Consider the following 21,146-nt stretch of genomic DNA (forward strand, 5'->3'; position numbering starts at 1 on the left):
TCCGCCGCGTTCTTTCGTGGTGTCTCCCGGTGCGCCCCGTTGCGTCCGGGTATGACATGCATTGCCCCGGCTTGCATCGCCCCGGCCGTGCATAGCCCCAGAACCCTCTGAGTCAAGGACCGTGATCGACGTGAAGGTCGGCATCCCCCGCGAGGTCAAGAACAACGAGTTCCGGGTGGCCATCACCCCCGCCGGTGTGCACGAGCTGGTGCGCAACGGCCACCAGGTCGTCGTCGAGCGCAACGCCGGTGTCGGCTCCTCGATCACGGACGACGAGTACGTTTCCGCCGGCGCGCGGATCCTGGAGACCGCGGACGAGGTCTGGGCCGCCGCCGACCTGCTGCTGAAGGTCAAGGAGCCCATCGCGGAGGAGTACCACCGCCTCCGCAAGGACCAGACCCTCTTCACCTACCTGCACCTGGCCGCTTCCAAGGAGTGCACGGACGCGCTCCTGGAGTCCGGCACCACGGCGATCGCGTACGAGACGGTCGAACTGCCGAGCCGCGCGCTGCCGCTGCTCGCCCCGATGTCCGAGGTCGCGGGCCGCCTCGCCCCCCAGGTCGGCGCCTACCACCTGATGCGTGCCAACGGCGGCCGCGGTGTGCTGCCCGGCGGTGTCCCGGGTGTGCTGCCCGCCAAGGCGGTCGTCATCGGCGGCGGCGTCTCCGGCTGGAACGCCGCACAGATCGCCATCGGCATGGGCTTCCAGGTGACCCTGCTCGACCGCGACATCAACAAGCTCAAGGAGGCGGACAAGATCTTCGGCACGAAGATCCAGACCGTCGTCTCCAACGCCTTCGAGCTCGAGAAGGCCTGCCTCGAGGCCGACCTCGTCATCGGTGCCGTCCTCATCCCGGGCGCCAAGGCCCCGAAGCTGGTCACCAACGAGCTCGTGTCGCGGATGAAGGCGGGAAGTGTTCTTGTCGACATCGCGATCGACCAGGGCGGCTGCTTCGAGGACTCCCGCCCGACCACGCACGCCGAGCCGACCTTCCCGGTCCACAACTCGGTCTTCTACTGCGTCGCCAACATGCCCGGCGCCGTGCCCAACACCTCGACGTACGCGCTGACCAACGCCACGCTGCCGTACATCGTGGAACTGGCCAACCGCGGCTGGGTCGAGGCGCTGCGCCGCGATCCCGCGCTGGCCAAGGGCCTCAACACGCACGACGGCAAGGTCGTTTACCGGGAGGTCGCGGAGGCGCACGGCCTGGAGCACGTGGAGCTGGAGTCCCTGCTCGGCTGAGACACCGAAGGGTGACCGGACGCGTATCCGGCTGACCCGTCAATCGGCAAAAGGCGATACGTCAACACAGGTCGTCAACGCCCCGCACCCGGCCGGACCTTGTCCAACAAGGTCCGGCCGGGTGTGTGTCGGGTCACTTTGCGACACTCGTTCAACTCGCCACGAACGTAACCCTTCAACCGATTCGCACACCCGTGAAACCTGCTGTGCGACGGCCTTACGCCCTTGACAGAGGGGTGTTCGGTTGCCGACGCATCGGGTCGGGTCCGGCGGATTGTGTTGCTGCGGACCGGTGACACGCCATAGAGTCGCCAACCGTCGGCATGGTGCCACGCTGACCTATCTAGAAGTTTCCTGGTCACCAAGGAGGTAAGACGACTTGTGAATGAGTCGACATTTACTCCCGGGGGTGGTCAACCAGGAATGCCGGCGCGGGGCCAGGGCCCCATGGGGCTCGAGGCTGTCGGCTCCGTCGCTGTCCGAACCTTCGCAGCCCACCAGAGTCCCCGGATGACTCAGACAGCACACCCGAGCATGGATGGCCATCACGTGAACGCCATGGCCGGCAACGGAAGTGGCGAGAACCGCACCCACTTCGCCGACTACGACGAACTGCCCGAGGGGCACTTCTACGACCCCGATGCCGAATACGAGCCGGATCCCGAGTACGCGGCCACGCTCGCGCCCGACGCGGCCCGTCAGCGCCGTGAGCGCGTCGGTCCGACCGGACGCCCGCTGCCGTACTTCCCGATCCCGGGTCCGCTGACCAGTCACGGCCCCGCGACGATCATCGCGATGTGCAACCAGAAGGGCGGCGTCGGCAAGACGACGTCGACCATCAACCTGGGTGCCGCGCTCGCGGAGTACGGACGCCGGGTCCTGCTCGTCGACTTCGACCCGCAGGGCGCGCTCTCCGTGGGTCTCGGCGTCAACCCCATGGAGCTCGACCTCACCGTCTACAACCTGCTCATGGAGCGGGGCATGGCGGCCGACGAGGTGCTCCTGAAGACGGCGGTCCCGAACATGGACCTGCTGCCCAGCAACATCGACCTGTCCGCCGCCGAAGTGCAGTTGGTGTCCGAGGTCGCGCGCGAGTCCACGCTGCAGCGCGCGCTGAAGCCGCTGATGGCCGACTACGACTACATCGTGATCGACTGTCAGCCCTCGCTCGGCCTGCTCACCGTCAACGCCCTCACGGCGGCCCACAAGGTGATCGTGCCGCTCGAGTGCGAGTTCTTCGCCCTGCGCGGTGTCGCGCTGCTCACCGAGACCATCGAGAAGGTCCAGGAGCGGCTCAACCCCGAGCTGGAGCTCGACGGCATCCTCGCCACGATGTACGACTCCCGCACGGTGCACAGCCGCGAGGTGCTCGCGCGCGTGGTCGAGGCGTTCGACGATCACGTCTACCACACGGTGATCGGCCGGACCGTCCGCTTCCCGGAGACCACCGTCGCCGGTGAGCCGATCACCACGTACGCCTCCAACTCCGTCGGTGCCGCCGCCTATCGCCAGCTCGCCAGGGAGGTGCTCGCCCGGTGTCCCGCCGAGTGAGTCTGCCGGGGGCCGACGAACTGTTCCGTACCACCGGGGGCATGGCGCTCCAGTCATCCACCCCCACCCGCCGGACCAACGGCGAGGCCCGGGTGCCGGCTCCGGCCGGTGAGAGCGAGCCGGCCGCCGTCGCGGACGACGCGCCGCAGTCGGTGCCCGTGCGGGGCGGTGACGGCGAGGGCGACGAACACGTCGCCGCCGACGCCGACACGGGGGAGTCCCGCAGCCGGGGTACGGCCCCGGAGCGCTCGGCGCGGCGCCAGGCGACGCAGGAGGGCGCGGCCGGGCAGCAGCCCGCCCGCGGCAAGCGTTCCCGCGCCGCCAACCGGCGGCCCAGCGGGCGGGAGCGGCACGACGAGAAGATCACCGTGTACGTGTCCGCCGAGGAGCTCATGGACCTCGAGCACGCCCGGCTGGTGCTCCGCGGAGAACACGGGCTCGCGGTCGACCGCGGCCGGATCGTCCGCGAGGCGGTCGCCGTCGTACTCGCCGATCTTGAATCCCGCGGGGACGCGAGCATCCTCGTACGAAGGCTTCGCGGGCGGTAGAGGTAGCCTGCGACGGCTATGACCTCGAACGACACCTCTGTCCCCGCCGGCTCCGGCGGCCGTCGCCGTGTCCTGGGCCGGGGCCCCGGCGCGACGCCGGTCCCGACGGAGGGGCGGGGCGGACCGGCCGAGGATCCGGTCGAGGCGCCGGTCGAGCCGGTCATGGGGCGGGTCGAGTCGGCCGAGGGGCCCGTCGAGGCCCCCGCGGAGACGGTGCCCGAGCCTCCGGCGCAGGCCGAGGCCCCCGCGGCTGCCGACGAGGTCGGTGACGGGGTCTTCAAGGTGCGGCTCGCCAACTTCGAGGGGCCGTTCGACCTGCTGCTTCAGTTGATCTCGAAGCACAAGCTTGATGTCACCGAAGTGGCGCTGTCCAAGGTCACCGACGAGTTCATGGCGCACATCAGGGCGATGGGGCCGGACTGGGACCTCGACCAGACGACCGAGTTCCTGGTCGTCGCGGCGACGCTGCTCGATCTGAAGGCCGCCCGGCTGCTGCCCGCCGCCGAGGTCGAGGACGAGGCGGACCTCGCACTCCTGGAGGCGCGGGACCTGCTCTTCGCGCGGCTGCTGCAGTACCGCGCGTACAAACAGATCGCGGACATCTTCAACGCCCGGCTCGAGGAAGAGGCGCGCCGCTACCCCCGTACCGTCGGGCTCGAACCCCACCACGCCGAGCTGCTGCCCGAGGTGGTCATCAGCATCGGGGCGGAAGGATTCGCCAGGCTCGCCGTGAAGGCGATGCAGCCCAAGCCCAAGCCGCAGGTGTACGTCGACCACATCCACGCCCCGCTGGTGAGCGTGCAGGAGCAGGCCGGGATCGTGGTGGCGCGGCTGCGGGAGCACGGGGAGGCCAGTTTCCGCGCCCTCGTCGAGGACACCGAGGACACCCTCACCGTCGTGGCCCGGTTCCTGGCCCTGCTGGAGCTCTACCGGGAGAAGGCCGTGGCCCTCGACCAGGAGGAGGCCCTCGGGGAGCTCATGGTGCGCTGGACGGGCGGGGACGGCGATGCCCAGCCGAGAGTGACGGACGAGTTCGACCGCCCGGCGGAGGCGGCCAAGGACGACAAGATCAAGGACGGCGCCAAGGAGGAGAAGGCGTGAGCGAGGAGACCACCGACGTCCCGGCGGGCCTGCGTACCGTCGCCGACCTCGACCTGAAGCCCGCCCTGGAGGCCGTCCTCATGGTCGTGGACGAGCCCGCGACCGAGGAGCACCTCGCGAAGATCCTGGAGCGGCCCAAACGGCAGATCAAGGACGCGCTGCGGGAGCTGGCCGACGAGTACACCGTCCAGGGCCGCGGTTTCGAGCTGCGGCTCATCGCGGGCGGCTGGCGTTTCTACACCCGGCCCGAGTACGCGGCGGCCGTCGAACGCTTCGTCCTCGACGGGCAGCAGGCCCGGCTCACGCAGGCGGCCCTTGAGACCCTGGCGGTCGTCGCCTACCGTCAGCCGGTCAGCCGATCCCGGGTCTCGGCGGTCCGCGGAGTGAACTGTGACGGGGTGATGCGCACCCTGTTGCAGCGCGGTCTGGTCGAGGAAGCGGGCACGGAACCCGAAACAGGTGCGATCCTGTACGTGACGACGAACTACTTCCTGGAGCGAATGGGCCTGCGCGGTCTGGACGAGCTCCCGGAGCTCGCGCCCTTCCTTCCCGAGGCGGACGCGATCGAGGCCGAGACGCTGGAAGGGGTCCCGTCGTTCGATCCGGATGCACCGGACGCAGATGCAGACGACACGACGACGACGGAACTTTGATGCGAAGCAGTGGCAGTGGCAGTGGCAGGAACAGCGGGCGCGGCAACCCGCGGGGAACCGGCGGGGGCAGCAGCCCGCGGGGGACCGGCGGTGGCGGAAACCCGCGGGGGAGCGGTGGGAGCGGCTCCCAGCCGAGGAGCGCGGGAGGGCGCGACGACAGGCCGAAGCGTCCCAGCAAGCCCCGCCCCGAGGAGCGCCGCTACGACGTAGGCCCCGGGGCCTCGCCGGACGGCCCGAAGTCCGGGCGCGGCAACGCGGCGCGCGGCGGTGCCAAGGGCGGCCCCAAGCAGGGCCAGCAGCGCGGCGGCCGTACGGAGCCCTCGCGCTCCCGCGAGTACGAGACGCGGACCGAGGAGCGCAACCGGGACCGGTACGCGGGCAAGCCCGACGTCAAGCTGCCCAAGACCTTCCCGGGCGCCGAGCAGGAGGGTGAGCGCCTGCAGAAGGTGCTCGCGCGTGCGGGCTACGGCTCCCGGCGCTCCTGCGAGGAGCTGGTCGAGCAGGCCAGGGTCGAGGTCAACGGCGAGATCGTCCTGGAGCAGGGTCTGCGCGTCGACCCGGAGCACGACGAGATCAAGGTCGACGGGCTGACCGTGGCCACGCAGTCGTACCAGTTCTTCTCGCTGAACAAGCCGGCCGGCGTCGTCTCGACGATGGAGGACCCCGAGGGCCGGCAGTGCCTCGGCGACTACGTCACCAACCGGGAGACGCGGCTCTTCCACGTCGGGCGGCTCGACACCGAGACCGAGGGCGTCATCCTGCTCACCAACCACGGCGAGCTGGCCCACCGCCTGACCCACCCCAAGTACGGCGTGAAGAAGACCTACCTCGCGCACATCGTGGGCCCCATCCCGCGCGACCTGGGCAAGCAGCTCAAGGACGGCATCCAGCTGGAGGACGGGTACGCGAAGGCGGACCACTTCCGGGTCGTCGAGCAGACCGGCAAGAACTACCTCGTCGAGGTGACCCTGCACGAGGGCCGCAAGCACATCGTGCGCCGCATGCTCGCCGAGGCCGGCTTCCCGGTCGACAAGCTCGTGCGGGTGTCCTTCGGTCCGATCACCTTGGGCGACCAGAAGTCGGGCTGGCTGCGCCGCCTGTCGAACACCGAGGTCGGGATGCTCATGCAGGAGGTCGATCTCTAGGCCCCGCCCGACGGCCCTGGAGGGCCCTGTGCGCCCTCCGCCCGCCTTCCCCGCCCATCCGGGAGCACGGCGGGCTCCGGTGCGCTCCAGGGGCCGCTGAGGGCTTCTGTCGCGGACAGATGAAACGCGGCAGAGGTCTTGTGGACACGCACCCGCACTTTTTAGAGTCGTCATGACTATTAGTCGCGGTGATCGCGGGTCGTGGTGATCACCGCGGGCAGTGATCACGGGGCGCGGTGGGGAGCGGGGGCGGGTGGGCGTGCACGCACAGGAAGGCCGCTCGCCCGGTGGCGACGCCCCCGAGGGCTACGACAAGTACGCCTTCGAACCCTTCGCCGTCGCCGTCGACCTCGCCGTCCTGACCGTCCGCGCGGGCGAGCTCGAGGTGCTGCTCGTCGAACGGGGACAGGAACCGTACGCCGGCCGCTGGGCGCTGCCCGGCGGCTTCGTGCTGCCGAAGGAGTCCGCGGAGACGGCCGCCCTGCGCGAACTGGCCGAGGAGACCGGTGTCCCGGACCTCTCCTGCCTCCATCTGGAACAACTGCGGACCTACAGCGAACCCGACCGTGACCCGAGAATGCGGGTCGTCTCCGTCGCGTTCGCCGCGCTGCTCCCCGACCCTCCCGAGCCGCACGGCGGCGGGGACGCGGCGCAGGCCCGGTGGGTGCCGTACGGCTCGGTCGGCGCGCTCGTCTTCGACCACGACCGCATCCTCGCCGACGCCCACGAACGCGTCGGCGCCAAGCTCGAGTACACCTGTCTGGCCACGTCCTTCTGCCCGCCCGAGTTCACCCTCGGTGAGCTGCAACGGGTCTACGAGACGGTGTGGGGCGCCGTCCTCGACCGGCCCAACTTCCGGCGCAAGGTCCTCGCCACGCCCGGGTTCGTCGAACCGGTCCCGGGGGCCGCGCGCCTCACCGGAGGCCGCGGCAAACCTGCCGCGCTCTACCGCGCGGGCGGCGCCACCGCCCTGCAGCCACCCCTGCTGCGTCCCCCTTCGGAAGGACGGCCCTCATGACCACCACCTCGACGCTCGCGAAGCACGCCGCCACCGGTTCCCTGCTCGGCCTCGCCCTCGGCGACGCGCTGGGCTTCCCGACCGAGTTCAACGACGTCCCCTCGATCCTGGCCAAGTTCGGCCCCTGGCGGGAGATGAGTCTGCCGCGGCCCGCGATCGTCACGGACGACACACAGATGACGCTGGCGCTGGGGCGGGGACTGCGTACGGCGATGGACCGCGGCCTGCTCACACCGCTGCGGATGGAACGGCCGGTGCGCGAGGAGTTCGTGGACTGGTACCAGTCGCCCGACAACAACCGTGCGCCCGGCCGCACCTGCCTCGTGGCCTGCAACCTCCTGAAGACCGAGGGCCGGCCCTGGCAGGAGGCCAGTCAGATCGGCTCCAAGGGGTGCGGGGCCAACATGCGGGTGGCGCCGGTCGGGCTCGTACGGGGGCTCAGCGACGAACAGCGTTCGGGCGCCGCGCAGTTGCAGGCCGCGCTCACCCACGGCCATCCCACCGCGCTCGCCGCCTCGGACCTCACCGCGCACGCCGTGTGGCTCCTCGCCGGAGGCGCTAAGCCGACCGAACTGATCGGCCTCCTGCGCTCGTACGCCCGGGAGAACCGCGGCCGCTACCTCTCCCGCTGGCTCGGTGACCTGTGGACCCGCAGCCAGGACCCCACACCGGAGCACTTCATCGGACGCGGCTGGGACGAGTGCCTCGAGGTCCTCGACCGCCTTCAGGACGCCGTGCGCACCGCCTCGCCCGAGAGCGACCCGTGCCTGGCCACCGGCGCGGGCTGGATCGCCGAGGAGGCGCTCGCCACCGGACTGCTCTGCTTCCTACAGTTCGTCGACGAGCCCGTCACCGCGCTGCGCCGCGCGGCCTGCACCTCCGGCGACTCCGACTCCATCGCCTGCCTGACGGGCGCGTTCGCCGGCGCCCACCACGGCTCCGACGCCTGGCCGACGGAATGGGCCGACCGTATCGAGTACCAGAGCGACCTCATGTCGCTGGGGGCGCTCTGGGATGCCTGAGAGACGGCTCTGGGATGCTTGGGCGATGATCGACGACGTCCTGGACATCGACCTCGCGGCCGTGGTGGCCGAGCAGCCCGACCCGGTGCTGTTCGCCACCGTCTCCGGGGCGCACCTGTACGGCTTCCCCTCGCGCGACTCGGACGTCGACCTCAGGGGCGTACACCTGCTGTCGGCGGCCGAACTGGTCGGCCTGCGCGAGCCGGACGAGACCCGGTCGCGGATGTGGGACCGGGACGGCGTCGAGATGGACCTCGTCACCCACGACCTGCGCAAGTTCGTACGGTTGATGCTGCGGCGCAACGGCTATGTGCTGGAGCAGCTGCTCTCGCCCCTGGTCGTGCACACCGGGGAGGCGCACCGCGAGCTGGTCTCGCTCGCCCCCGGGGTCCTCACCTCCCACCACGCCCACCACTACCGGGGTTTCGCGGCGACCCAGTGGCGTCTCTTCGAGAAGACCGGTGAACTCAAGCCGCTGCTCTACACGTTCCGGGTGCTGCTCACCGGCATTCATCTGATGCGCAGCGGCGAGGTGCAGGCCGATCTGCCTACGTTGGTCGCCGAGGTCGGGGAGGCGCCCGGGTATCTGTCCGACCTGATCGTGGCGAAGGCGGAGCGGGAGCACGGGGACGCGGACGTCGACCACGCGCGCGTGGCGGCCGACGTGGAGCGGTTGCACGACGTGCTGGACGCGGCGCAGGGCGCCTCAGCGCTGCCGGACGCTCCGTCCGCGTACGACGCCCTGCACGCGTTCGTCGTCCGGGTCCGGCTGGAGAGTCCGGGGGGCTTCGGAGTCCGCGCGGAGGGCTGAGGCGCGGCGGGTGCGCAGGAGGAAGTCCTCGACGCGGGCGTGGTCCGGTTCGGCGGGCAGGGGGCTGCGGGCGGCTGCCTCGTCCGCCTCGGTCGCGAGTCGGGACATCCAGGCCTCGACCTCCGGCCAGGGGACCTCACCGCGCTTCACCGCGAGCAGTTCCTCGCGCCGGGGGCCGACGTCGATCGTCAGCGCGCCGGTGCGCAGCAGGTCACGGGAGCTCATGAGGAGGCGCAGGAGATGCATGGCGTGTTTCCAGCGCGGGGCGCCGTGCTGCCGGACGTCGGCGTCCAGCTTCTTGCGCTGGCCCAGGGCGTAGCGGGCGAACGTGTCGTGCGCCCGGCGGGAGAGGAACGCCTCGCGCAGGGCGAGGAGTTCGCGGCCCGTGTCGTCGACGTACTCGACGAGAGGGGAGTGCAGGCACTCCAGGATGTTCGGGTTGGCGCGCAGCGCGAGGGTGCAGAAGCGTTCGAGTTCCCAGCTGAACTGTTCCTCGGCCGGCCCTTCGACGTGCGTCGGGGGCTTCTCGAAGCGCCAGAAGAGAGGGGTCGGCGCGAGGAACACACCCCGGCGGTCCGTGTCGCTGCCGTCCGTGGCCAGCCCGAAGGCGCGCGAACCCATCACGCAGGAGTAGATCGTGTGGTCGCGCACCAGGGTCACCGGGGCATCGGAATGCATGCCCCGGAGCGTACGCGCCCGCTCACGCCAGGAAGATCGATTTTCCCTTCACCGTGATCTTCTTCGCGGGCAGGGGACGCGTGGCCGGGCCGTGGACCACCGAGGCGTCGGTGATGCGGTACTTGCTGCCGTGGCAGGGGCAGTCGATGGTGCCGTCGGCGACCTTGTTCACCGTGCAGCCCTGGTGGGTGCAGATCGCCGAGAAGGCCTTGAACTCGCCCTTCTTCGGCTGGGTGACCACGACCTTCTCTTCCTTGAAGACCTTGCCGCCGCCGACCGGGATGTCACTCTTCTCGGCGAGTTCCTTTTCCTTGCCTGCTGAGGGCTTGGCGATCGGGGAGGTGGTCGCGGTCGGGGCGGAAGCCGACGAGCTGTTGCTGTCGCCGTACTTGCTGCATCCCGCGAGCAGGAAGACCGCGCCCGTTCCGAGCACCGTGCGCCGCGTCGGGGGGTTCGTCATGTCGTCACTCCGAACGTACGGAAGAACCAGAGAGCCGACGTCAGCCAGATGGCCGTGAGGACGACGAAGACGAGTCCTCCGACCAGGGGCAGCAGCCAGCCGGGCAGTCGCTCCGAGCGGAGCAAGAGCATTTTGGCACTAAATGCACCGAAGAAGAAGCAACCCAGGAGCGAGTGCCACATCACCCTCGGTTCGTACGTCTGATAGCCCAACGCGTACAGGCAGTGCACCGCGACCGGCACCGCCACCAGGAACGCCACCCGTCCCGACCAGCGGTGCAGCGTCGGTGCCCAGCTCGGCCCGGGCAGCTTCCCGTAGACCATGAACGCCGAGACGAGCTGGACCAGCGCGAAGGCGAACGCCGTCGTCGCCAGCCACGACTTCACCGCGCCCGTGCTGCTGAATCCCGCGAGGTTGAAGGCGGTCCCCGCCGGGTGGTGCGTCTTGCCGTAGGCGCCGAGGCCGACCGCGACCGCCGCGGCGACCAGGGCCGGGACGAGATAGCGGGCCGCGCCCGGGCGGCGGTGGGCGGGCGAGGGAGAGGGGAAGCCCTGGGTGGCGGCGTTCGGATCCACGGTCATATCGGTTCCCGATCAGGAAGGGGCCAGGAAAGGGTTCACGAACGGATCTTGGAGTGACGGATCTCGGGGTGACGGGTCATGGAGTGACGGGCGAGGCGGTGAGTGTCTGTCCGTCGACCGTCACGGTGCCGGTCTCCGGGTCGATCGTCGGCGCCGCCGCGGGCTTGCCGTCGCGGTCGAGGATGCCGACCTGCTTACCGCCGGGCAACACGATCCAGCCGCCGTCGAGCTTGGCGCCGCGCACCGTGGCGGTCGCGCGGTAGAGCCCGGACGGCTTGACCGCCTTGTCGGCGGTGAAGGCGTAGCGCTGCCCGCCGAGGTCGACGGTGCCGCGGATGCTCCTGCCGTCCTTGAGCGTGCCGTTCAGCTCGGCGCCCTGCTTGCCGGTGAGCTTCATGGTGCCGTCGTCCTTGACGTCGCCCTTCAGCCACGACTCCTTGCTCCGGCCGTCGCAGAAGTACGCGATCGCCTTGCCGTCCCGCAGGGAGACGGCGACCGCGGAGGAGTCGTCGTCGGTACGGCCCGCGTAGTCGGCGTTCGGCGGCGCGCTCTTCGAGGGAGGCGGCGCGCTCTTCGAGGCGGACGGGGGGCTCGACGAAGGCGGCGTACCGGTGGGCGACGGGCTCGCCTGGGGTGGGGCGCTGGGTGAGGCCTCCGGGGACGACGAGGACGCGTTCTTCGTCCCCGTCGTCGCGTTGAGCGCCAGCATGAACACGGCGAGCAGGAGCCCCGCCAGAAGGGTGAGCAGCGGTCCTGGGCGCTTCATACGGGCCATGTGTGGGCCTCCCCCGAGGCGAGTCTCCTGCCATGAGAGCGGACCGGTGCCCCGGCGTCCAGAGGCGCACAGGTGTGTTCTCACTACAAGTGGCGGGATAGGGCGATTCAGGTGACATTGGCGGAGACCGGCGCCGGGCGGTGACCTGCCCCCGGTCGCACTTCCGAAAGACACTCCCTGGACACTCCCCGAAACCCACTCTCGAAAGGCGTGACCATGGCGGGTAACGATCTCGGCGGCCTGCTCGGCGGTCTCCTCGGCGGAGGCGGACAGGCCGGAACCGGCGGTTCCGGCGCGGGCGACATCCTCGGCGCGCTGCTCGGCGCCCTGGGCGGCGGCGCTGGCCAGGCGGCCGGCGGCAATCCCCTGGGCGGCCTGCTGGAGATGCTCACCAAGTCCGGCCTGATGGACCAGGCGCAGTCGTGGATCGGCACGGGCGAGAACAAGCCCGTCAGCGGTGAGCAGATCGCTCAGGCCCTGCCCGACGACACCCTCCAGGAGGTCGCCGCACAGTCCGGCGTCAGCCCGCAGGAGGCCGCGGACCAGATCGCCCAGCACCTGCCCCGGGCGGTGGACAAGCTGACCCCGAGCGGAGAGCTGCCGCAGCCGGGCGCCTCCCTGGAGGACCTCATCAAGCAGCAGTCGCTCTGAGACGTGCTCCCTGTTTTCGTGCGCGGCGGCCGTCTCGTCAGGCGGGCGCCGCGCACTGGCGCCTCGCGGCCTGACTACGCTGGTGTGACAGGACGAGACACGACGACATACGACGAGATACGACCAGTACGTAGCTCGGCTCAGCGAGGAGTGACACCGTGGCGGTACGAGCGGTCCGGGGCGCCGTCCAACTGGAACGGGACGAGGCCGGCCACATGGACGAGCAGGTCAGCGAGCTGCTCACCGCCATCCTGGAGCGGAACGGTCTCACCACCGACGACCTCATCAGCATCTGGTTCACCGCGACGCCCGATCTGCACAGCGACTTCCCGGCGGCCGCCGCCCGCAAGCTCGGCATCGTCGACGTGCCGCTGATCTGCGCGCAGGAGCTGGACATCGAGGGCGCGATGCCCCGGGTCGTACGGGTCCTCGCGCACATCGAGTCCGACAAGCCCCGCGCCGACATCGCGCACGTCTACCTGGGCGCCGCGGGCGCGCTGCGCAAGGACATCGCCCAGTGAGAACCGCGCTCGTCATCGGAACCGGGCTGATCGGCACGTCGGCGGCCCTCGCGCTCTCCCAGCGGGGCGTCGTCGTCCACCTCACCGACCACGATCCGGAGCAGGCCCGTACGGCGGCCGCGCTCGGCGCCGGCACCGACCAGGCGCCCGGCGGGCCGGTGGACCTCGCGATCGTGGCGGCCCCGCCTGCGCACGTGGCGGCGACGCTCGCGGACGCCATGCGGCGCGGGGTCGCGCGCGGCTACCTCGACGTGGCGAGCGTCAAGGGCGGACCGCGCCGCGAGCTGGAGGCGCTCGGCCTCGACCTCTCCACGTACATTGGTTCGCACCCCATGTCGGGCCGTGAGAAGTCGGGCCCGCTGGCCGCGACCGGCGATCTCTTCGAAGGCCGCCCCTGGGTCCTCACCCCCACCCGGGACACGGACACCGAGGTCCTGAACCTCGCTCTCGAGCTGGTGTCGCACTGCCGTGCCGTCCCCGTCGTCATGGACGCCGACGCCCACGACCGCGCGGTCGCGCTCGTCTCCCACATGCCGCACCTGGTGTCCAGCATGGTCGCCGCGCGCCTGGAGAACGCGGAGGAGGCGGCGGTACGGCTCTGCGGGCAGGGCATCCGTGACGTGACCCGCATCGCGGCCTCCGACCCGCGGATGTGGATCGACATCCTGTCCGCGAACCCGGGCCCGGTCGCCGACCTCCTCGCGGACGTCTCCGCCGACCTCGACGAGACGGTCCAGGCCCTGCGCGCCCTCCAGTCCTCCGACGAGGCCAAGCGGCGCGAGGGCGCCGGCGGCATCGAGGACGTCCTGCGCCGTGGCAACGCGGGCCAGGTCCGCGTCCCCGGCAAGCACGGTGCCGCTCCGCTGACGTACGAGACGGTGGCCGTCCTCATCGACGACCAGCCCGGCCAGCTGGCCCGCATCTTCGCCGACGCGGGGGCCGCCGGAGTCAACATCGAGGACGTACGCATCGAGCACGCGACCGGGCAGCAGGCCGGCCTCGTCCAGCTGATGGTGGAGCCGAAGGCGGCGCCGGTGCTGAGCGCGGCACTGCGGGAGCGGGGCTGGGCACTGCGGCAGTAGGACCGTCGTCCGGCCCGGGGCCGGACGACGCGGCAGTGGCGCAAGGTGACCGACCCCGGGAAGGGTCAGTAATGCGGGGTCCGGGGAGCCAGTAACCTTGTGCGGGGCGCGATCGTGCCCCGCACAGACCTCCACCCCGCACCAGGAAGGTGTTCCCACCGTGGAAAACGGCGCCGCCCGGCCCGCCCCGGCAGTGATTGTCGCCATCGACGGCCCCTCCGGCACGGGCAAGTCGAGCACCTCGAAGGCCGTGGCCACGCAGCTGGGTCTCAGCTACCTGGACACGGGTGCGCAGTACCGGGCGATCACCTGGTGGATGGTGACCAACGGCATCGACATCACGGACCCGTCCGCGATCGCCGCCGTGGCCGGGAAGCCGGAGATCATCTCCGGGACCGACCCGTCCGCGCCGGCCATCACGGTCGACGGGACCGACGTCGCGGGACCGATCCGTACGCAGGAGGTCACCTCCAAGGTGAGCGCGGTCAGCGCGGTGCCCGAGGTGCGCGCCCGGATCACCGAGCTGCAGCGCTCGATCGCGGCCGACGCCGAGCTGGGCATAGTGGTCGAGGGACGCGACATCGGCACCACCGTGCTGCCGGACGCCGATCTGAAGATCTTCCTCACCGCCTCCCCGGAGGCACGTGCCGCCCGGCGCAGCGGTGAGCTGAAGGGCGCGGACATCAAGAGCACCCGCGAGGCCCTGCTCAAGCGGGACGCCGCCGACTCCAGCCGTAAGACCTCCCCGCTCGCCAAGGCGGACGACGCGGTCGAGGTGGACACCTCCGACCTCACCCTCCAGCAGGTCATCGAGTGCGTCGTCACCCTCGTCGAGGAGAAGCGGGCCGCCACGTGACCGCACCCTCCGAGAGAGGCGCCGAGGTAGGGCGCCGTATCGGCGTCGGCCTGATGTACGGGCTGTGGAAGCCGCGCGTGCTCGGCGCCTGGAAGGTCCCCGCGACCGGCCCGGCGATCCTCGCCGTGAACCACTCGCACGCCATCGACGGCCCGATGGTCATGGGCGTGGCGCCCCGCCCCACCCACTTCCTGATCAAGAAGGAAGCCTTCATCGGCCCGCTCGACCCCTTCCTCCTCGCCATCGGCCAGGTGAAGGTGGACCGTGCGACCACCGACCGCACCGCCATCACCGACGCGCTCGGCGTCCTGTCGTCCGGTGGCGTGCTCGGGATCTTCCCGGAGGGCACCCGCGGCGAGGGCGACTTCGCCTCGCTGCGCGCCGGACTCGCGTACTTCGCGGTCCGCAGCGGGGCGCCGATCGTCCCGGTGGCGGTGCTGGGAAGTTCCGAGAAGAGCAGCCGGTTGACAAAGGCGCTGCCCCCGCTGCGCAGCCGGGTCGACGTCGTCTTCGGAGACCCCTTCGAGGCGGGCGACGGCAGCGGACGGCGGACCCGCAAGGCGCTGGACGAGGCGACCGCCCGCATCCAGAAGCAACTGAGCGCCCATCTGGACCACGCCAGGCGTCTGACCGGACGCCCGGAAAACGCCGGGCGCCCCACCGGGCACTAGGCGACACTTGAGTAGTGGATCACCTGATATACGGGCGGTCCACCGATCACCACGAATGAACGACGAGGTACGGACTTCATGAACGACCACATCCAGCCCGACGGCTCGGCCGGCCCGGCCGAGCACGAGCACGGGGCGCTTGGCGATGCCGAGTACGCGGAGTTCATGGAGCTCGCCGCGGAAGAGGGCTTCGACATCGAGGACGTCGAGGGCGCGATCGAGGAGGCGGGCCACGGCCCGCTGCCCGTCCTCGCCGTCGTCGGCCGGCCCAATGTCGGCAAGTCGACCCTGGTGAACCGGATCATCGGCCGCCGCGAGGCGGTCGTGGAGGACAAGCCCGGCGTCACCCGCGACCGCGTCACCTACGAGGCCGAGTGGGCGGGCCGCCGCTTCAAGCTCGTCGACACCGGTGGCTGGGAGCAGGACGTCCTCGGCATCGACGCGTCCGTGGCCGCGCAGGCCGAGTACGCGATCGAGGCGGCCGACGCGGTCGTCTTCGTCGTCGACGCCAAGGTCGGCGCGACCGACACGGACGAGGCGGTCGTCCGCCTGCTGCGCAAGGCCGGCAAGCCCGTCGTGCTGTGCGCCAACAAGGTCGACGGCCCGAGCGGCGAGGCCGACGCCTCCTACCTCTGGTCCCTCGGCCTCGGCGAGCCGCACCCCGTCTCCGCGCTGCACGGCCGTGGCACCGGCGACATGCTGGACGCCGTCCTGGAAGCCCTGCCCGAGGCCCCGGCGCAGACCTTCGGCGTCGCGGTGGGCGGCCCCCGCCGCATCGCTCTCATCGGCCGCCCGAACGTCGGCAAGTCCTCGCTCCTGAACAAGGTGGCGAACGAGGACCGCGTGGTCGTCAACGAGATCGCGGGTACCACCCGTGACCCGGTCGACGAGCTGATCGAACTCGGCGGGGTCACCTGGAAGTTCGTCGACACGGCGGGCATCCGCAAGCGTGTCCACCTCCAGCAGGGCGCGGACTACTACGCCTCGCTGCGTACGGCCGCCGCCGTCGAGAAGGCCGAGGTCGCGGTCATCCTGATCGACGCGTCCGAGACCATCTCCGTACAGGACCAGCGCATCGTGACGATGGCCGTCGAGGCGGGCCGTGCGATCGTCCTCGCCTTCAACAAGTGGGACACCCTCGACGAGGAGCGCCGCTACTACCTGGAGCGGGAGATCGAGACCGAGCTCCTCCAGGTGGCGTGGGCGCCCCGGGTGAACGTCTCGGCGCGCACCGGCCGGCACATGGAGAAGCTCGTCCCGGCGATCGAGACGGCCCTGGACGGCTGGGAGACCCGTGTCCCGACCGGCCGTCTGAACGCCTTCCTCGGCGAGCTCGTCGCCGCCCACCCGCACCCGGTCCGCGGTGGCAAGCAGCCCCGCATCCTCTTCGGTACGCAGGCGGGCACCAAGCCCCCGCGGTTCGTGCTCTTCGCCTCCGGGTTCATCGAGCACGGCTACCGGCGTTTCATCGAGCGCCGGCTGCGTGAGGAGTTCGGCTTCGAGGGGACGCCGATCCACATCTCCGTACGGGTGCGCGAGAAGCGCGGCACCAAGAAGAAGTGACGTAGAGACAGGTAAGGGGCGGTTCCCATGGGAGCCGCCCCTTACCTGTTCCACCGCTTCCGCTCAGAGCCCTCTGCGGGGCGCCGGTGGCAGCGCGGCCGGGATGTGGTGCAGGCCTGTGCTGTCCTGACGTGCCACCGCCTGCCAGACGCCGGTCGTCGACGCGCCGTGACCGAGCTGCGAGCCGCCGTTGCGCGCGGAGTACGCCCCCGCGCTGTACGAGCTGTACGACGAGGGATACGAGGACCCGCCGTACGCGCTCGAACCCTGCGTCAGAGTTCCGAAAGCCGTGAAGCCGAGCTGGTCCTCGCCGTGGCGGTCGCCGGGCAGGGCCTTGAAGGATCTGACCCACTCGGCGTAGAGCGCGTCATAGATCGGCGTGGCCGATGGGCCGCGCGGAGGATCCTGAGCCGCTCGCGCGGCCGGGATCGGCTGGAAGGGCTGGCGGCGGGGGGCGTCGTAGGTGTGCACGTATGTGCCAACGACCCCGCGGCCCAACAGATGCGGTCACACCTTTGCTTGAGCCCGCCCCGTCAGGGGCGCGGGGAACTGCGGGCTCGGCCCCGTACGACCCGCAGCGGACGACGCACACGCAGCCCCCTGTCTTTTGGGGGCGCGAGGAACTGCGCGACCAGCCACGACGGACCCGCACAGGACGACGCACCGCAGTTCCCCGGCTCAACCCAGTGGAACGCTCACGTTCCGGCGAGCGGCATCGCGGCGGCCACCAACTTCCCGTTCGCCGCGGCCTTGTCCAACGCGTCCCGCAGCAGATCCTCCCGCGGCTGCCGCCCGATCGACCCGACCGGCGCCGCGAACAGCAGTACCTGCTGGTGCTTGTTGGCGGCCGCCCGCCAGCTCTCCGTGACCTGGAGCGCCTGGTGCGCCTGCCACCACGCGACCGACGACCCGCCCCCGGTGCCCGGCTGCAGCACGGCGTGCAGCTGCCCCATGGCGAGCAGCACGGACCATCCGTGCAGCACCGGCGGCACCGAACTCAGCTCGGTCACCGGCATGAACCCCTGCTCGATGAGGAGCGGCAGGAAGTCGTCGCCGATGTCCGTCGAGCCGGGCCGCACGATGGGCCCGGTCGGCTCGACGACGAGCGCGGGGTGCAACTCGCCGTTGATCAGGACGAGTCCGCTGGTGACGCCGAGCACGGCCTGCTCGGGCGCGGCCTGGGCGGGCACACTGTCGGGGTGGATCGAGCGGACGGCGCCCTGCAGTTGCTCCTCGGTGACCTGGACGACCTGTGAGGGCAGGCAGGTGGCGTGGGCGAAGGCGAGGACGGCGGTCTCGTCGCCGATGAACAGGACGGTGCTGGTGCGCTCCTGTTCCGAGTCGCCCGGGGTGCGGCAGGACGTGCAGTCGTAACTGCCGGGGGCGTTCTCTCCGGCGAGCAGCCGGTCGGCTTCTTCGTCGCCGATCTCGGCGCGTACGTCGTCGCTGACGTCGAGCATGCGCGGCACGGGTGGCTCCTCGGGATGCGGTGCGTGGCGATGCCGGGTGGCTCCCGGCCCATGAATCCGGGGGTCCCGGCTCATGAAGATGACAACGGGCGATCTGTGGCCGGAGTCACGCCCGGGAGCGAACGGAATCGAACCATCCGACGCACAGGGTGATCCCTTGTGCGGAATCTGTTACTCCGAGCCAACTTCGTGCGTGTTCAAGGAAGTTGGTTCCGTGAAGTGAGTCACAGGTCACTTGAGCGGCTGGTCGACAAATCATGAAATCAGCCTATGAAGTGGGTGGCTGAAAATCGTCGATACCCGCGGTAACTATGAACTGGCCTCGAATGACATGGAGTTGGTTGATATCGGGGCGACCACCTCCATAGATTTCTCGGCCGTGTGCACAGAGCACCGCTCGGGTACGTCCGCCGGCCGAACCGCACGACTGGTTCGCAGCACCACCTCCGGCGGACGGGGCGGAGCACGACGACCGCGTCCTACGCGCAGGAAGTCGCGCCCCGCCTTGGGGGATCCCGGGTGTTTCGAGAGGGAACTACATGTCCGCATGTGCCGATAACACTCGTAAGGTTCGTACGACGCGTACGACGGCGGTCCTCGCCGGGGCGGCTCTGCTCGCCCCGCTCGGACTGCTCGCCGCGACCGGCAACGCCGCCGCGGCCGACAGCGGAGTGTGGGACCGCATCGCCAAGTGCGAGAGCGGCGGGAACTGGCACATCAACACCGGCAACGGCTACTACGGAGGACTGCAGTTCTCCGCCGGCACCTGGCGGGCGTACGGCGGTACGGCCTACGCGTCGACCGCCGACAAGGCCTCCAAGGCCGCCCAGATAGCCGTTGCCACCAAGGTCCAGAACGCACAGGGATGGGGCGCCTGGCCCACCTGTTCGGCACGGGCCGGAGCGTACGGCGGCGCACCCGCTTCCTCGGGCGCCGCGTCGTCCGGAGGGTCGGCGACGACGAAGTCGGCGCCCAAGTCGACGTCGAAGTCGGCCTCCAAGTCGGCTCCCACCGAGTCGAGGGCCAAGTCGGCCCCCGCGAAGGCGTCGGAGGCACCGGCGCACGCATCCGGCCACACGAACCGCGCCGCGTCCCGCGGTGACTACACCGTCCGCGGCGGCGACACCCTGAGCGGCATCGCGGAGCGGCAGGGGACGACCTGGCGGAAGATCTACGCCGCCAACCGGGCGGTCATCGGCGGTGACCCCGACCTGATCATGCCCGGGCAGCGGCTCGACCTCTGAGCCCGGCCGCACCCCGGCTCGACCCCGGGGCCCACTTGGTCCTCCGACCGGGTGGGACACCGGGCGCGGCGGGGCCGACGCGCCCGGTGTGCTGATTAGCGTGACCCGATGCACCTCGAGCCGACGCAGTCGCCCCTGTTGAGCAAGCGCATGCGGTACATGGCCGTGACCTTGGTCGCCGTCATCCTGGCCGTCCTCGTCCCCGCGAGGGCGGCCGTCGCGTCTCCGTCGCCGTTCGCCGGCCCGCGGGCGGGGCGGGTGTCGTACGACTGCGCGCGGGACCGTTGGCCCTGGGACTGCCTCGCCGAGTGCGAGAGCGGCGGGCGCTGGGACGCGAACACCGGAAACCACCACTACGGAGGGCTGCAGTTCGCACAGCGCACCTGGGTGGCGTTCGGTGGCCTGGCGTACGCCCCGCGCGCGGATCTGGCGTCGCGATCGGCGCAGATCAAGGTCGCCAAGCTGGTGGTGGACGTCCAGGGATGGGGCGCCTGGCCGGTCTGCGCCAAGAGGTGCAGACTCCGGGACGTACAGGTGTGATGAACCCGGGTCAGAGGTTCTGGTACCTGTTGCGGCACTAGACGAGTCATTCCGATGTGGTCAGTGGTCATAAGCGATCAAGGATCGTATGACGGGCTGGCCGGTCTTGTGGTTGTGCCAGATCGCGGCGGCCATCGCGAGGATGCGTTGGGCGACGCGGACGGCGACACCTTCGAAGGTCCGTCCACCGTGCCGTTCCAGGTCGAGCTGGCCTTTGAGGGTGTCGTTGACCGACTCGATCAGCTGCCGCACCGACTTCAGGAGGCTCTCGCCCCTGCGCTTCTTCTCGCGCTTGAAAGAAGGACGCAGCAACTCCGCGCCCCGGAAGGCCAGATCGGCCTCGAACTCCTTGGAGGCGAAGCCTTTGTCTGCGATCACCAGCAGGCTCGGCCGGTCCGTGGACAGGTGCGGTTCGCGGTCCAGCATCGCCGACAGCACCTCCCGCTCATCCAGTTTCGGGTTCGCCAGTGCCCACAGGATGGGCATCCCGGTCGGGGTGCATACCAGGAACAGGCGCAGGCCCCAGAAGAACCGGGAGTGCGAGGCGCAGTACCCGTATCCGGCCCAGCCGGCCATGTCCGACCGCTTCACCGTCGGACGCGAGCGGCCGCACTCCACCGGTGTGGAGTCGATGATCCAGTGGTTGTCGAACCAGAAGTCCGTATCGACGGCCAGCAGTCGTATTGCCCTCTTGACCAGTGGCAACGCTGCCCGCAGCCGCTTGTTCCAGCCCGGCTGCCTGGGCACGTACGGGAACATCGCTCCCAGTCGGGAGTCCACGAACCGCAGCCAGCGCGACTCCGAGGTGAAGCCCAGCAGCGCCTGGGCGACGGCAAGGGTGACCAGCTCAGAATCCGTCAGCTGCGGCGGTCGGCCAAGCCATCGGCTACCTCCGATCTCGTCGTCGATCTTCACGTACAGTGCGGTCAGCAGGGCGTCTAGGTTGTTCGTCACACAACG

The 21,146-nt window shown here is 70.4% G+C and carries 24 protein-coding genes; 17 read left to right on the forward strand and 7 right to left on the reverse strand.

Annotation, left to right across the window (positions count from 1 at the left end; all coding sequences use genetic code 11):
• Positions 1 to 121: 121 nt before the first annotated feature.
• The 9 genes from ald (at position 122) to OG568_RS37950 (ending at position 9,095) form a co-directional block, all read left to right on the forward strand.
• Positions 122 to 1,246 (forward strand): alanine dehydrogenase, encoded by a 1,125-nt coding sequence (gene ald / locus OG568_RS37910; protein WP_329534803.1) that lies wholly within the window; start codon positions 122 to 124, stop codon positions 1,244 to 1,246.
• A 423-nt stretch (positions 1,247 to 1,669) separates the two neighbouring features.
• Positions 1,670 to 2,797 carry a ParA family protein gene (locus OG568_RS37915; RefSeq protein ID WP_329534804.1) on the forward strand — a complete coding sequence of 376 codons (1,128 nt, stop codon included), beginning with the start codon at positions 1,670 to 1,672 and terminating at the stop codon, positions 2,795 to 2,797.
• Positions 2,782 to 3,345, forward strand: a complete 564-nt coding sequence (locus OG568_RS37920) for a hypothetical protein (RefSeq protein ID WP_266581546.1) — start codon at positions 2,782 to 2,784, stop codon at positions 3,343 to 3,345. The genes OG568_RS37915 and OG568_RS37920 overlap by 16 nt, the downstream gene beginning before the upstream one ends.
• An 18-nt stretch (positions 3,346 to 3,363) precedes the next feature.
• Positions 3,364 to 4,446: a segregation and condensation protein A gene (locus OG568_RS37925; protein ID WP_329534805.1), complete on the forward strand. Its 1,083-nt coding sequence runs from the start codon at positions 3,364 to 3,366 to the stop codon at positions 4,444 to 4,446.
• Positions 4,443 to 5,099 carry an SMC-Scp complex subunit ScpB gene (gene scpB, locus OG568_RS37930; RefSeq protein ID WP_266415649.1) on the forward strand — a complete coding sequence of 219 codons (657 nt, stop codon included), beginning with the start codon at positions 4,443 to 4,445 and terminating at the stop codon, positions 5,097 to 5,099. Before OG568_RS37925 ends, scpB begins: the two co-directional genes overlap by 4 nt.
• The gene (locus OG568_RS37935) at positions 5,099 to 6,244 is read left to right on the forward strand and encodes a pseudouridine synthase (RefSeq protein ID WP_329534806.1); all 1,146 of its coding nucleotides are present in this window, start codon (positions 5,099 to 5,101) and stop codon (positions 6,242 to 6,244) included. Before scpB ends, OG568_RS37935 begins: the two co-directional genes overlap by 1 nt.
• A 253-nt stretch (positions 6,245 to 6,497) precedes the next feature.
• The gene (locus tag OG568_RS37940) at positions 6,498 to 7,262 is read left to right on the forward strand and encodes an NUDIX hydrolase (protein ID WP_329534807.1); all 765 of its coding nucleotides are present in this window, start codon (positions 6,498 to 6,500) and stop codon (positions 7,260 to 7,262) included.
• Positions 7,259 to 8,284 (forward strand): ADP-ribosylglycohydrolase family protein, encoded by a 1,026-nt coding sequence (locus OG568_RS37945; protein ID WP_266581538.1) that lies wholly within the window; start codon positions 7,259 to 7,261, stop codon positions 8,282 to 8,284. Before OG568_RS37940 ends, OG568_RS37945 begins: the two co-directional genes overlap by 4 nt.
• Positions 8,285 to 8,312: 28 nt before the next feature.
• Entirely contained in the window at positions 8,313 to 9,095 is a 783-nt protein-coding gene (locus OG568_RS37950) for a nucleotidyltransferase domain-containing protein (RefSeq protein WP_266591008.1), read from the forward strand.
• On the opposite strand, the gene OG568_RS37955 is transcribed toward OG568_RS37950, so the two are convergent.
• The 4 genes from OG568_RS37955 to OG568_RS37970 all read right to left on the reverse strand — a co-directional run bounded on the left by OG568_RS37955 (position 8,991) and on the right by OG568_RS37970 (position 11,580).
• On the reverse strand, positions 8,991 to 9,773 hold the full coding sequence (locus tag OG568_RS37955) for a nucleotidyltransferase domain-containing protein (RefSeq protein WP_329534808.1): 783 nt from the start codon (positions 9,771 to 9,773) through the stop codon (positions 8,991 to 8,993). The genes OG568_RS37950 and OG568_RS37955 overlap by 105 nt on opposite strands.
• A 22-nt stretch (positions 9,774 to 9,795) precedes the next feature.
• The gene (locus OG568_RS37960; protein WP_329534809.1) at positions 9,796 to 10,233 is read right to left on the reverse strand and encodes a Rieske (2Fe-2S) protein; all 438 of its coding nucleotides are present in this window, start codon (positions 10,231 to 10,233) and stop codon (positions 9,796 to 9,798) included.
• On the reverse strand, positions 10,230 to 10,814 hold the full coding sequence (locus tag OG568_RS37965; RefSeq protein WP_329534810.1) for a DUF6529 family protein: 585 nt from the start codon (positions 10,812 to 10,814) through the stop codon (positions 10,230 to 10,232). Before OG568_RS37965 ends, OG568_RS37960 begins: the two co-directional genes overlap by 4 nt.
• Positions 10,815 to 10,890: 76 nt before the next feature.
• A complete protein-coding gene (locus tag OG568_RS37970) occupies positions 10,891 to 11,580 on the reverse strand; it encodes a hypothetical protein (RefSeq protein ID WP_329536567.1) in 690 nt (229 codons plus the stop codon).
• Positions 11,581 to 11,805: 225 nt separating this feature from the next.
• Between OG568_RS37970 and OG568_RS37975 the strand changes: the two genes are divergently transcribed.
• The 6 genes from OG568_RS37975 to der all read left to right on the forward strand — a co-directional run bounded on the left by OG568_RS37975 (position 11,806) and on the right by der (position 16,933).
• Positions 11,806 to 12,240, forward strand: coding sequence for a YidB family protein (locus OG568_RS37975; protein ID WP_329534811.1), 435 nt, complete (start codon positions 11,806 to 11,808; stop codon positions 12,238 to 12,240).
• A 158-nt stretch (positions 12,241 to 12,398) separates the two neighbouring features.
• Complete coding sequence (gene aroH / locus OG568_RS37980) at positions 12,399 to 12,761, forward strand: chorismate mutase (RefSeq protein WP_266415663.1); 363 nt, start codon at positions 12,399 to 12,401, stop codon at positions 12,759 to 12,761.
• Complete coding sequence (locus tag OG568_RS37985) at positions 12,758 to 13,843, forward strand: prephenate dehydrogenase (RefSeq protein WP_329534812.1); 1,086 nt, start codon at positions 12,758 to 12,760, stop codon at positions 13,841 to 13,843. Before aroH ends, OG568_RS37985 begins: the two co-directional genes overlap by 4 nt.
• A 160-nt stretch (positions 13,844 to 14,003) precedes the next feature.
• The gene (gene cmk / locus OG568_RS37990) at positions 14,004 to 14,699 is read left to right on the forward strand and encodes a (d)CMP kinase (RefSeq protein WP_266415667.1); all 696 of its coding nucleotides are present in this window, start codon (positions 14,004 to 14,006) and stop codon (positions 14,697 to 14,699) included.
• On the forward strand, positions 14,657 to 15,370 hold the full coding sequence (locus OG568_RS37995; RefSeq protein WP_266415669.1) for a lysophospholipid acyltransferase family protein: 714 nt from the start codon (positions 14,657 to 14,659) through the stop codon (positions 15,368 to 15,370). Before cmk ends, OG568_RS37995 begins: the two co-directional genes overlap by 43 nt.
• Positions 15,371 to 15,448: 78 nt before the next feature.
• A complete protein-coding gene (der, locus tag OG568_RS38000) occupies positions 15,449 to 16,933 on the forward strand; it encodes a ribosome biogenesis GTPase Der (protein WP_266415671.1) in 1,485 nt (494 codons plus the stop codon).
• Positions 16,934 to 16,996: 63 nt separating this feature from the next.
• On the opposite strand, the gene OG568_RS38005 is transcribed toward der, so the two are convergent.
• Positions 16,997 to 17,404, reverse strand: a complete 408-nt coding sequence (locus OG568_RS38005) for a hypothetical protein (RefSeq protein ID WP_266415673.1) — start codon at positions 17,402 to 17,404, stop codon at positions 16,997 to 16,999.
• A gap of 224 nt (positions 17,405 to 17,628) precedes the next feature.
• Complete coding sequence (locus OG568_RS38010) at positions 17,629 to 18,402, reverse strand: hypothetical protein (RefSeq protein ID WP_266415675.1); 774 nt, start codon at positions 18,400 to 18,402, stop codon at positions 17,629 to 17,631.
• A 539-nt stretch (positions 18,403 to 18,941) separates the two neighbouring features.
• Between OG568_RS38010 and OG568_RS38015 the strand changes: the two genes are divergently transcribed.
• Together OG568_RS38015 and OG568_RS38020 are read left to right on the forward strand one after the other, a co-directional pair.
• Positions 18,942 to 19,646, forward strand: coding sequence for a transglycosylase family protein (locus tag OG568_RS38015; protein WP_329534813.1), 705 nt, complete (start codon positions 18,942 to 18,944; stop codon positions 19,644 to 19,646).
• Positions 19,647 to 19,754: 108 nt separating this feature from the next.
• Positions 19,755 to 20,186, forward strand: coding sequence for a transglycosylase family protein (locus OG568_RS38020; RefSeq protein WP_329534814.1), 432 nt, complete (start codon positions 19,755 to 19,757; stop codon positions 20,184 to 20,186).
• Between the two features lie 60 nt (positions 20,187 to 20,246).
• Here OG568_RS38020 and OG568_RS38025 read toward each other — a convergent pair whose 3' ends face one another.
• Positions 20,247 to 21,140 (reverse strand): IS982 family transposase, encoded by an 894-nt coding sequence (locus OG568_RS38025; RefSeq protein ID WP_329530528.1) that lies wholly within the window; start codon positions 21,138 to 21,140, stop codon positions 20,247 to 20,249.
• Positions 21,141 to 21,146 lie beyond the last annotated feature (6 nt).

The organism is Streptomyces sp. NBC_01450 (assembly GCF_036227505.1).
In the GTDB taxonomy this organism is placed as follows: Bacteria; Actinomycetota; Actinomycetes; order Streptomycetales; family Streptomycetaceae; genus Streptomyces.